Raw genomic sequence first — 11,760 nt, forward strand, 5'->3', positions numbered from 1 at the left:
GGAGCAACGCATGACTGACCACCAGACCCGTCCGGGCTCGGGGGACGCCGAGGGTTACTTCCTCGAGGGCACCCCGGTCGCCGACACCAAGGCGCCGGCCGGCCCGATCGCCGAGCGCTGGACCAAGCACCAGTTCGACAACCGCCTGGTCAACCCGGCCAACCGTCGCAAGCTCAGCGTGATCGTCGTGGGCACCGGCCTGGCCGGTGGCGCTGCGGCGGCCACGATGGGCGAGCAGGGCTACGAGGTGAAGTCCTTCTTCTACCAGGACTCCCCGCGCCGGGCCCACTCGATCGCCGCCCAGGGCGGCATCAACGCGGCCAAGAACTACAAGGGCGACGGCGACTCCGTCTACCGCCTGTTCTACGACACGGTGAAGGGCGGGGACTACCGCAGCCGCGAGTCCAACGTCTACCGCCTGGCCGAGGTCAGCGCGAACATCATCGACCAGTGCGTCGCGCAGGGCGTCCCGTTCGCCAGGGAGTACGGCGGCCTGCTCGACAACCGCTCGTTCGGTGGCGTCCAGGTGTCCCGCACCTTCTACGCCCGGGGCCAGACGGGCCAGCAGCTGCTGATCGGTGCCTACCAGGCGCTCGAGCGGCAGGTCGCGGCCGGCACGGTGACGACGTACTCCCGCCACGAGATGCTCGAGCTGATCGTGGTCGACGGCACCGCGCGCGGCATCATCGCCCGTGACCTGGTGACCGGCGAGATCGAGACCCACCTGGCCGACGTGGTCGTCCTGGCCTCCGGTGGCTACGGCAACGTCTTCTTCCTCTCCACCAACGCGATGGGCTCCAACGTCACCGCGTCGTGGCGTGCGCACCGCAAGGGCGCCTACATGGCCAACCCCTGCTACACGCAGATCCACCCGACGTGCATCCCGGTCTCGGGCTCGCACCAGTCCAAGCTGACCTTGATGAGCGAGTCGCTGCGCAACGACGGCCGCATCTGGGTGCCGAAGAACGCCGCCGACTGCGACAAGGACCCCCGCGAGATCCCCGAGGAGGACCGCGACTACTACCTGGAGCGGATCTACCCCTCGTTCGGCAACCTGGTGCCGCGCGACATCGCCTCTCGCCAGGCCAAGAACATGTGCGACGAGGGCCGCGGTGTCGGTCCCGAGGTCGAGGGGGTGCGCCGCGGGGTCTACCTCGACTTCGCCGACGCGATCCAGCGCATGGGCCGCCCGGCCGTCGAGGCGAAGTACGGCAACCTCTTCGACATGTACGCCCGCATCACCGGCGAGGACCCCTACGAGACGCCGATGCGGATCTACCCCGCCGTGCACTACGTGATGGGCGGTCTGTGGGTCGACTACGACCTGCAGTCCTCGATCAAGGGCCTGTTCGTCGCCGGTGAGGCCAACTTCTCCGACCACGGGGCCAACCGGCTCGGCGCCTCCGCGCTGATGCAGGGCCTGGCCGACGGCTACTTCGTGCTGCCCAACACGATCCGCGACTACCTCGCCGACGGGCCGTTCGAGAAGATCGACGAGAGCCACCCCGCGGTCGCCGAGGCGCGCCGGTCGGTGGAGGAGCGGATCAACCGCTTCCTGTCGATCAACGGCACCCGCAGCGTCGACAGCTACCACCGCGAGCTGGGCAACATCATGTGGGAGTTCTGCGGCATGGAGCGCACCGAGGACGGCCTCAAGAAGGCGATCGACCTCATCCGCACCCTGCGCGCCGACTTCTGGAACAACGTCAAGGTGCTCGGCGCCGCCGACACCCTCAACCAGTCCCTGGAGAGGGCGGGTCGCGTCGCGGACTTCATGGAGCTCGGCGAGCTCATGTGCATCGACGCGCTCAATCGGCGTGAGTCCTGCGGCGGCCACTTCCGGGCCGAGTCGCAGACCGAGGACGGCGAGGCCCTGCGCCACGACGACGAGTACGCCTACGTCGCGGCCTGGGAGTTCGTGCCGGACACCAGCGAGAGCGCCGACGGCGGACCCGCCGACGCGCGCATGGGGATGCCGATCCTCCACAAGGAGGACCTGGTCTACGAGTTCGTCGAGATGAAGCAGCGGAGCTACAAGTGAGACTCACTCTCAAGATCTGGCGTCAGCCCGACGCCGCCACGAAGGGCTCGATGCACACCTACGAGGTCGACGACGTGTCCGAGGACATGTCGTTCCTCGAGATGCTCGACGTCCTCAACGAGCAGCTCAACACCAACGGCGAGGAGCCGGTGGCCTTCGACAGCGACTGCCGCGAGGGCATCTGCGGCATGTGCGGCCTGATGATCAACGGCAAGGCCCACGGCCCCGAGGTCACCACGACCTGCCAGCTGCACATGCGGTCGTTCAAGGACGGCGACACGATCACCATCGAGCCCTGGCGGGCCGAGGCGTTCCCGGTGATCAAGGACCTGTGCGTCGACCGCGGCTCGTTCGACCGAATGATCCAGGCCGGCGGCTACGTCTCGGTCAACACCGGTGCCGCTCCGGACGCCCACTCGACCCCCGTGCCCAAGCCCCATGCCGACCGTGCGTTCGACGCCGCCACCTGCATCGGGTGCGGCGCCTGCGTCGCGGCGTGCCCCAACGCCTCGGCCTCGCTGTTCCTCGGCGCCAAGATCACCCACCTCGGCGAGCTCCCGCAGGGCCAGGCCGAGCGTGACACGAGGGTGCTGGGCATGGTCGCCCAGCACGACGAGGAGGGCTTCGGCGGCTGCACCAACATCGGCGAGTGTGCCGCGGCCTGCCCCAAGGAGATCCCGCTCGACGTGATCTCCCAGCTCAACAAGGACCTGCGCACGGCGCTGCGCCACGCCTGAGCGGCGAGCGACGACGTACGACGCGACGGGGGTCCGGAGGCCGGGCCCCCGTCGAGCTGTCCGGGCGGGTCGGTCCGCAGGGCGCACGCCCGGCCCGGCGGGCGGCTCGACCTGCGCGGACGCTGGAGCAGATTTTCCCAGCTGCCCGCGATTGATACCTCCTGCGGGCGGGCAGGTGTCCCGGCGGGGCCCGGCCGGGTCGGGCGGCGGTGTGAGATGCGTCGGGGTTGCCGGGGAGGCCTGTGCCCGGGCCGACCCCCGGCGCTAGGGTCGGAGACGGCCCGGACACCGGCGTGACCGCTCCGGGCCCACATCTGAACACTGACGAACACTGACGAACAGAGGCAGACCTCGTGGACCTGATGGAGTACCAAGCGAAGGAGCTCTTCGCCAAGCACGGCGTGACGACCACGCTCGGGAAGGTCGTGACGACCGCCGACGACGCGAAGGCCGCCGCGGAGGAGATCGGTGGCGTCACCGTCATCAAGGCCCAGGTGAAGGCCGGTGGCCGCGGCAAGGCGGGTGGCGTCAAGATCGCCAAGACCCCCGACGAGGCCAAGGCCCACGCCGAGCAGATCCTCGCGCTGACCATCAAGGACCTCCCGGTCAACCGGGTGCTGGTCACCCCGGCCACCCCGCCGGTGGAGGAGTACTACTTCTCGTTCCTGCTCGACCGCTCCAACCGCTCCTACCTCTGCATCGCCAGCGTCGAGGGCGGCGTGGAGATCGAGGAGGTCGCCAAGACCAACCCCGACGCGGTGAAGAAGATCGCGATCGACGCCGGCACCGGTGTCGACGACGCCAAGGCCCAGGAGATCGTCGACGAGGCCGGCTTCCCGGCCGAGCTGCGCGACCAGGCCGTCGACATGGTCAAGGCCCTGTGGAAGGTCTTCGTCGAGGAGGACGCCACCCTGGTCGAGGTCAACCCGCTGGCCCGCCTCGAGGGCGACAAGCTCGAGGCGCTCGACGGCAAGGTGTCGCTCGACGACAACGCCGACTTCCGCCACGAGGACCACGCCGGCTTCGAGATCCGCGAGGAGACCGACCCGCTGGAGGCGAAGGCCAAGGACAAGGGCCTGAACTACGTCAAGCTCGACGGCCAGGTCGGCATCATCGGCAACGGCGCCGGCCTGGTGATGAGCACCCTCGACGTCGTGGCCTACGCCGGTGAGAAGCACGGCGGGGTCAAGCCGGCCAACTTCCTCGACATCGGCGGCGGTGCCAACGCCCAGGTGATGGCCGACGGTCTCGACGTGATCCTCAACGACCCGCAGGTCAAAGCGGTGTTCGTCAACGTCTTCGGCGGCATCACCGCCTGCGACGAGGTCGCCAACGGCATCAAGGGCGCGCTGGAGATCCTCGGCGACGAGGAGAACAAGCCGCTCGTCGTACGCCTCGACGGCAACAACGTCGACAAGGGGCGAGCGATCCTCGAGGAGCTCAACCACCCGCTCGTGACAGTGGTGGACACCATGGACGGCGCGGCCGACAAGGCCGCCGAGCTGGCGAACAAGTAAGGGCCGCAGAGAATGTCGATCTACCTCAACAAGGACTCCAAGATCATCGTCCAGGGCATGACGGGCGGCATGGGGTCGAAGCACACCACCTTGATGGTCGAGTCCGGCTCGAACATCGTCGGCGGCGTCAACGCCCGCAAGGCCGGCACCAACGTCGAGCTCGGCGGCAAGGACCTCCCGGTCTTCGGCTCCGTCGAGGAGGCGATGAAGGAGACCGGCGCCAACGTGTCGGTCGTCTTCGTGCCCCCGGCGTTCACCAAGGACGCCTGCATCGAGGCCATCGACGCGGGCATCGAGCTCCTCGTCGTGATCACCGAGGGCGTCCCGGTGCAGGACACCGCCGAGGTCTTCGCCTACCTCGAGGGCAAGAGCACCCGCATGATCGGCCCGAACTGCCCCGGCATCATCACGCCGGAGGAGTCGCTGGCCGGCATCACGCCGCACACGATCGCGGGCAAGGGCCCGGTCGGCCTGGTGTCCAAGTCGGGCACGCTGACCTACCAGATGATGTTCGAGCTGCGTGACCACGGCTTCACCACCGCCATCGGCATCGGCGGCGACCCGGTCATCGGCACCACGCACATCGATGCCCTCGAGGCCTTCGAGAACGACCCCGACACCAAGGCGATCGTGATGATCGGCGAGATCGGTGGCGACGCCGAGGAGCGGGCCGCGGACTACATCAAGGCCCACGTGACCAAGCCGGTCGTCGGCTACGTCGCCGGCTTCACCGCCCCCGAGGGCAAGACGATGGGCCACGCCGGCGCCATCGTCTCCGGCTCCTCCGGCACCGCCGAGGCCAAGAAGGAGGCCCTCGAGGCCGCCGGGGTCAAGGTCGGCAAGACGCCGTCGGAGACCGCTCAGCTGATGCGGGAGATCCTCGAGAGCCTGTGACCCGCTGGGTTCAGTTTCACTAGGTACCTAGTGACTTTGGCACTCCCCGAGCGAAACTTCGCTCGGGGAGTGCCAGTTCTCCCGCAGGTACGACGGCCACGGGGTCAGGTCACCGCGAGACGACGGGCGTACGCCGGGTCGAGGTGCTCCTCGCTCTCCATCACCGTGACCAGGTGCTCGACGGCGTCCCAGAGGTCGACGTGCCGGACGTAGAGCGGCGCGACCCCGAAGCGGGCGACGTCGGGGGTGCGGAAGTCGCCCACGACCCCGCGGGCGATGAGCGCCTGCACGACGCCGTAGGCGTCGGGGTGGCGGAACGAGACCTGGCTGCCGCGCCGCTCGTGCTCGCGCGGGGTGATCAGCTCGAAGCCGTCGACCCGTGACTCGACCAGCTCGACCAGGTGGTCGGTCAGGGCCAGCGAGGCGGCCCGCAGGTCGGCCGTCGCGACGCCGTCGAAGACCTCGAGCGCGGACTCCAGGGCGGACAGCGCCAGGACGGGCGGGGTGCCGACGACCATGCGCTGGATGCCGGGCGCGGGCTCGAAGTCGCGGTGCATCTCGAACGGTGCGGCGTGGCCCCACCAGCCGGTGATCGGCTGGTCCAACGAGTCCTGCAGTCGTGGGGCCGCCCAGACGAAGGCGGGGGAGCCGGGGCCCCCGTTGAGGTACTTGTAGGTGCACCCGACGGCGAGGTCGGCGTCGGCCGCGGCGAGGTCGACGGGCACGGCGCCGGTGGAATGGCACAGGTCCCAGAGCGTGACGGCGCCGACGGCGTGCGCGGCCGCGGTCAGGCCGGGCAGGTCGAACATCGCGCCGCTACGGAAGTCCACGTGGGTCAGGGCGAGGACCGCGACGTCCTCGTCGAGGGACGCGGCCGGGTCGGCCGGGTCGCACCAGCGCAGCTCGAGGTCGAGCAAGGCCGCGACGCCCTGGGCGACGTAGCCGTCGGTCGGGAACGTGGTCGGCTCGAGCACGACCACGCGCCGGTCGGGTCGCAGCCGCGCGGCGGCCACCATCGCCTTGAACAGCGTGACGCTGGTGGAGTCGCCCACGGTCACGTCCTCAGGGGCGGCGCCGATCAGCGGCGCGATGCGGGCCCCGCAGCGGGCGTTGAGGTGGGTCCAGTCGGCGGAGTTCCACCCCCGGACCAGCTCGCTGCCCCACTCCCGGCGTACGACGGCCGCCAGCCGGTCCGGCACGTGCCGGGGCAGGGCGCCCAGCGAGTTGCCGCACAGATAGACGACGCCGTCGGGCAGGTCGAACAGCTCGCGCCGCCCGCGCAGCGGGCTGGCGGCGTCACGGGCCTCGGCGTCCTCGCGGGTGAGGTGGGTCATGGGGCCACGCTAACGCGGGGGGACGCAAGCCGCGGACGACCGACACTGGCGCCGATGTCGGCCCCCGACGGGCCGGAGTGCCGCATCGGCGCCGATGTCGACCGGCGTCAGCGCGGGGCGCTCACCGTCCTCCGGCTCACCCGGTCCTCGCGGATCTGGGCGCGGGTGAACGGGAAGGCGACCCACTCCTTGCGCGCGAACATCCGGGTCTGGTCCGCCGACCACCGCGACCGGGGATCGGTCGACTGGGAGTAGGTCAGGATCGTGCGCGCCAGCACCCGTCCGGCGTCGAGGAACGAGATCGCCTGGATGTGCGAGGAGCCGTAGGAGACCGGGACGAGGTGGTCCTTGTTGGCCGCCGGGGTCCGCGACGAGGTGACGTTGGCGTTGCCGACGAAGCCGTCGCCGCCGCCGAGCCCGATCGGCGGAGCCCCCTCGTCACCGGCGACCTGCAGCGTGCCCCACGGCGTGGCCGGCGCGACCATCTTCGAGGCGAGGTAGGCCAGCGCGTCGCTCATCGCCTGCACGACCTCGGGGTTGTTCTCGTTGAGGTTGCGCGGGGTGTTCACCGGGTCGTTGGCGTCGAACGGCACCTCCCAGATCGGCGTCGTGGCGTCCAGCGCGCGGAGCATGAACTCCTGGAAGATGTGGGTGCCCACGCTGTCGCGGTCGCTGCGCCCGTCCCACGTGCGGAGCACGTCGCAGGACGCGCCGCCGTCGGCCGCCTCGCAGACGTCGACCAGGTCGTTGTCCTGGCGGGCCAGGATCGCGCCCATGATGCGGTTCTGGTGCTCGAAGCCGCGCAGGGCGCGCGGGGTGACCTTGGCGTGCTTCAGGCGGTCGAGCACGTAGTGGTAGACCATCCGCGTCCGCAGGGTCCGCTCGCACTTCTCGCAGCCGATGATGCGCGCGTAGCCCTCGAGCCGCTGCTTGGGGTTGGGCAGCCAGTAGGAGTCGTTGGCGTTGGCGACCCAGTCCTTGCGGAACGCCTCGGGCAGGTTCTTCGGCCCGAAGATGCCGGGCCGGCTGGCGTCGGCGTCGGTGCCCCACTTGCAGTCGCTGGTGGCGCGGGTGCCGTCGAGGCCGGGGAGGCCGGCGACGTTGAACAGCACCTGCCCGGTGGGCGTGGCGCACTGGTTGACCTGTGCGTTGGTGACGTGCGGGACGACCGAGTGGTCGGCGTACACGACGTCCCCGTTGCGGTCCGCCGCGGTCGTGTTCACCCACGGCATGCCGCCGCCGACGTCCTGCTTGTGCAGCAGGTCGCGGACGTTGCGGGCCTTGCCCATGTCGAGGAACGTGTCGACGGTGCGCAGGTGCTCGGCGTTGGCGTCCTTGAGCGCGAAGAAGCTCACCGGCGTCCACGGCATGAAGGTCGCCTGGTCGGACAGCACGTAGCCCTCACCGGTGCGGTAGAGGTCCTCGCTGACCTTGCCGAGCGAGCCGCCGGGCTTCCTGACGGTGATCGAGACGGTCCGGTGGTCCAGCTCCTTGGGGCCGGAGTCGGTCAGGTAGGTCGTCGGGTTGCCGAGGACCTTGTACTCGTACGGCGTGAAGCGGTAGGCCGTGCTGACCGTGTGGCTCCAGGCCACGTTGCGGTTCCAGCCGATGTTGATCACCGGGGAGCCGATCAGGCTGGCCCCGGCCACGTCGTAGACGCCCGGGATCGTCAGCTGCGCCTGCTCGAAGCGGTAGCGGCCCCGCCACGGGAAGTGGGGGTTGCCCAGCACCATGCCCCGCCCGGTCGAGGTCGCGGCGGACCCGAGCGCGGTGGCGTTGGAGCCGAACGGCTCGCGCGGGTCCTTGCCGAGCGCCTTGAGGAGCGCGTCGCGGTCGGTCACGGTCGGCGCCTTGGCGAAGGAGGTGAGGGCCGCGGTCGGGGCGACCGCCCCGGTCGGGGGAGCGGCGTCGACGATCTGGGGGACGAAGACCCCGGTGGAGGCGAGCAGGTTGGCCGCGTAGACGCCGTACCAGAGGTCGAGGGCGGTCGCGTCCGGCCGGATGTAGCCCCTCCCGCGGCAGGTCGGGTCGGGCACGTTCGTGCGGCCACCGATGTCGCGGATGTACTTGTTCACGCCCGCGACGTAGCCCCGCACCATCGCGCGCGCCTGCTTGCCCGGCCCCCGCCTCGGGTCCGCGAGCAGCTTCTCGACGACCTTGCGGTTGTGGATGTCGGTGAACAGCGCGTCGGTCTGCAGGTTGGTCGCGTTGAGCGTGACCTGGTCGTCGTACCTCCTGTGGGGGCCGAACCACCTCGAGCGCTGGCCACGACCGGTGACCAGGGTGTCGGCCAGGTTGCACAGGTTGGTCTGCGCGGTCGCGTAGCCGTGACCGAACCCCAGCGAGCCCCAGTCGTCGGCGACGACGTGCGGGATGCCGTGCCGGGTGCGCGTGATCGTCGCCCGGTAGCCGGAGTACGACGCGGCGCGCGCGCTGTCGACCGCCCGCGGCTCGGCCCCGGCAGCGGCCGGCGTGCCCTGGGCGGCCAGGACGAGCAGGGGAGCGGCCAGCGAGCCGGCGGCGAGGACCGCGAGGGAGCGGCGGCCGGGACGGCGGGTGGCACGGCTGGTGGCACGGCGGGTGGCACGGCTGGTGGCACGGCTGGTGGCACGGCTGGGGTGCAGGCGCACGGGGGCTCCTCGGCAGGCGACAGGGACCACGCGTCCAACGACGAATGTGAGCCGAAGTTAGGTTCTGCTGGTCGGCGAATCCCGCCCGGATCCAGCGAGGTGCGGCGTGGGAGCCCGCCCGGGACGGCGCGAGCGGAGAGGATGTCGGCGATGACCGACCTGCTCTCCCGCCCGACCCGCGCCCCACGCGACCGCGCCGGCTCGTCCGGCTCGTCCGGTGGTGGCCGCGCGAGCGAGCCGGGCCAGCGGGCGCTCGCCGTGAGCGCGGCCTGGGCCGGCGTGGTGGCGCCGGCGATCCTGCTGGCGGTCTTCTGGGGCGTCGCGCTGGTCGGCTGGTTCTCCTCCGACGGCGGCTCCCACGGCACCACCCGCACCGCCCTGCGCATCGGCGCCGACGCCTGGCTCCTGGCCCACGGGGCCCACCTGCAGGTCGGCGCGGCGACGGTCACCGCGGTGCCCCTCGGCCTGAGCCTGCTCTGCGCCTACGTCGCCTTCCGGGCCGGCCGCTGGGCCGGCGCGACGTCCGAGGTCGAGGACCTCATGTCGCTCGGTCTGGGCGCGGTCGTGCTCGGCGGCACCTACGCCAGCGTCGCCCTCGTCGCGGCGATCCTCGCCGCGACACCGGCGGCCGCGCCCGACCCGCTGCGGGCGTTCCTCGGCGGCGCCGTCGTGGCCGGAGTGGCCGGCGGGCTCGGGCTGGTCGTCGGGTCCGGCCTGCGCGCCGAGCTGCGCGCGCTCCTGCCCACCCATGCCCGCGCCGTCCTCTTCGGCGGCCTGGTCGCCTTCCTCGCGACGTACGCCGCCGGGGCCGTCCTGTCCGGCCTGGCGGTGGCGGTCCGCGGCCAGTCGGTGGCCAACGTCCTGGCCGGCCTCCACCTCGACGGGGCCGGTGCCTTCTTCTCGGTCGGCCTGGTCGCCGTCCTCGCCCCCAACCTCGCCGGGTGGGGCGCCTCCTACCTCCTCGGGCCCGGCTTCGCCCTCGGCACGGGCACGGTCGTGGCGCCCTCGGGCGTCGTGCTCGGCCCGGTCCCCGCGGTGCCCGTCCTGGCGGCCGTGCCGGGCAACGGCCCCGCCCCCGGCTGGGCGCTCGCGGTGCTGGCGGTCCCGGTCCTGTGCGGGCTCTACGCCGGCCGCGCGACCCTGCGACGCTTCCCGACCCGGTCCTACGCCGTGGGGGCTGCTCGGTCCGCCGGTGCCGGGCTGCTCGCCGCGGTCGCGCTGGCCTTCCTCGCCGCCGTGTCCGGAGGGTCGGTCGGGTCCGGCCGCATGACCGACGTCGGCCCGGCCGCCGGCCCGACGCTGCTGATGTCCCTGGCCACCGTCGCCCTCGGCGCGGTCGTGGCCGGGCTGCTCCAGGTGTGGTGGCGCACCCGCCACGGCGACGAGGGCGACCTCGTCGACGAGGGCCCGCTGGACCGGTCCATCCCGTGGCGCGACCGCGAGGCCGCGGCGGGCCGCGCGGAGGCGCGCTCCGACCGACGCCGCGAGCGCCGGGCCCGTCGCCGCGGTGTCGCCGTCGACGACCCCCGGGCCGACGTGCCCGGGTGGGCCGACCTCGGGGTCTGGAGCGCCTCGACCCGGCACGTGCCGCGCCGGTCAGGGCCGTCCGGGGAGACCCAGGCGGTCCACCCGCCCGACGACGGCGAGCAGACGGCCCACGTGCCGCGTCCGGAGTGACGGGTCGGGGCTGACGGGTCAGGCCGTCGCGGTGACGATGACGGCCCGGAGGAGCCCGGCCTGCGTGGCCGCGACGTTGTTGCCCAGCCGCGCGAGGAAGGTCGGCCCGAGCAGGGTCCCCTGGTTGACCGGCCCCGGAGGCGGCCCACCCGTCGTGGCCGCGGTGTGGTCCTCGACGGCCTCGACGCTCAGCCCGGCCGCCTCGAGGTGCCGCTGGTAGTCCTCGGCCGTCTCCACGAACGACGAGCGCTCGTCGTCGGCCCACGGCAGGGGATAGGTCAGGTCGACCGGCCCCGTCGCCATCTGGTCGTAGACCGCGAACCGGCCGCCGGGCCGCAGCACCCGGCGTACCTCCGAGAAGACCGCGGCCTTGTCGGGCACGTTCATCCCGACGTGGACCATCACCGCGGCGTCGAGACTCGCGTCCTCGAGCGGGAGGTGCTCGCCGGGGGAGACCACGAAGCCCGCCCGGTCCCCGAGCCCGACCCGGGCGGTGAGCTCGGTCGCGGACTCGACGAACTCCGGGGTGAGGTCGACCCCGGTCACCTGCGCCCCTCGCAGGGCGGCCATCCGGCTCGTCCCGCCGATGCCGCAGCCGACGTCGAGCAGCGCGGTGCCCTCGCCGACGCCGAGCACCTCGAGGACGTGGCCCGTGGCCGCGGCGCCCCCGGCGTGGAGCTGGTCGACGGGGTAGAGGTCGGCCGGGGTGAGGCGGTCGAGGTCCACCCCGTGCTGGGCGAGGGCTGCCAGCACGCGCTCGGCGAGACTGCCCTCCGAGCCGTAGTAGCCGGTCACCAGGTCGCGCACGTCCATGCCTGCCTCCTCCGCCCGACCCCGGGCCCACCGGGTCGCACGGACGCTATGCCACCCGGGCCCGCAGGACCAGGGCCGCTGGGCCCGACGGGGCTGGGCGCGGTCCGGCCCGAGGCT

Annotated in this window: 8 protein-coding genes; 5 read left to right on the forward strand and 3 right to left on the reverse strand. The window is 72.1% G+C overall.

Annotated elements, in window-relative coordinates:
* Nucleotides 1-10: 10 nt before the first annotated feature.
* The 4 genes from J2S63_RS17455 (at nucleotide 11) to sucD (ending at nucleotide 5,189) form a co-directional block, all read left to right on the forward strand.
* Nucleotides 11-2,041 (forward strand): fumarate reductase/succinate dehydrogenase flavoprotein subunit, encoded by a 2,031-nt coding sequence (locus tag J2S63_RS17455; RefSeq protein WP_310304857.1) that lies wholly within the window; start codon nucleotides 11-13, stop codon nucleotides 2,039-2,041.
* Nucleotides 2,038-2,778: a succinate dehydrogenase/fumarate reductase iron-sulfur subunit gene (locus J2S63_RS17460; RefSeq protein ID WP_310304859.1), complete on the forward strand. Its 741-nt coding sequence runs from the start codon at nucleotides 2,038-2,040 to the stop codon at nucleotides 2,776-2,778. The genes J2S63_RS17455 and J2S63_RS17460 overlap by 4 nt, the downstream gene beginning before the upstream one ends.
* 353 nt (nucleotides 2,779-3,131) lie before the next feature.
* Nucleotides 3,132-4,295, forward strand: a complete 1,164-nt coding sequence (gene sucC / locus J2S63_RS17465; RefSeq protein WP_310304862.1) for an ADP-forming succinate--CoA ligase subunit beta — start codon at nucleotides 3,132-3,134, stop codon at nucleotides 4,293-4,295.
* Between the two features lie 12 nt (nucleotides 4,296-4,307).
* Nucleotides 4,308-5,189, forward strand: coding sequence for a succinate--CoA ligase subunit alpha (gene sucD, locus J2S63_RS17470; RefSeq protein WP_310304864.1), 882 nt, complete (start codon nucleotides 4,308-4,310; stop codon nucleotides 5,187-5,189).
* Between the two features lie 104 nt (nucleotides 5,190-5,293).
* Here the strand turns inward: sucD and kynU are convergent, their stop codons facing one another.
* Nucleotides 5,294-6,523 carry a kynureninase gene (gene kynU, locus J2S63_RS17475; protein ID WP_310304866.1) on the reverse strand — a complete coding sequence of 410 codons (1,230 nt, stop codon included), beginning with the start codon at nucleotides 6,521-6,523 and terminating at the stop codon, nucleotides 5,294-5,296.
* A gap of 107 nt (nucleotides 6,524-6,630) precedes the next feature.
* Entirely contained in the window at nucleotides 6,631-9,153 is a 2,523-nt protein-coding gene (locus J2S63_RS17480) for a penicillin acylase family protein (protein WP_310304868.1), read from the reverse strand.
* Nucleotides 9,154-9,303: 150 nt separating this feature from the next.
* On the opposite strand from J2S63_RS17480, the gene J2S63_RS17485 reads away from it, so the two are divergent.
* The gene (locus J2S63_RS17485) at nucleotides 9,304-10,830 is read left to right on the forward strand and encodes a cell division protein PerM (protein ID WP_310304870.1); all 1,527 of its coding nucleotides are present in this window, start codon (nucleotides 9,304-9,306) and stop codon (nucleotides 10,828-10,830) included.
* An 18-nt stretch (nucleotides 10,831-10,848) separates the two neighbouring features.
* On the opposite strand, the gene J2S63_RS17490 is transcribed toward J2S63_RS17485, so the two are convergent.
* Nucleotides 10,849-11,643 (reverse strand): class I SAM-dependent methyltransferase, encoded by a 795-nt coding sequence (locus J2S63_RS17490; protein ID WP_310304872.1) that lies wholly within the window; start codon nucleotides 11,641-11,643, stop codon nucleotides 10,849-10,851.
* Nucleotides 11,644-11,760 lie beyond the last annotated feature (117 nt).

Source organism: Nocardioides marmoribigeumensis, from assembly GCF_031458325.1.
Taxonomy (GTDB): domain Bacteria; phylum Actinomycetota; class Actinomycetes; order Propionibacteriales; family Nocardioidaceae; genus Marmoricola_A; species Marmoricola_A marmoribigeumensis.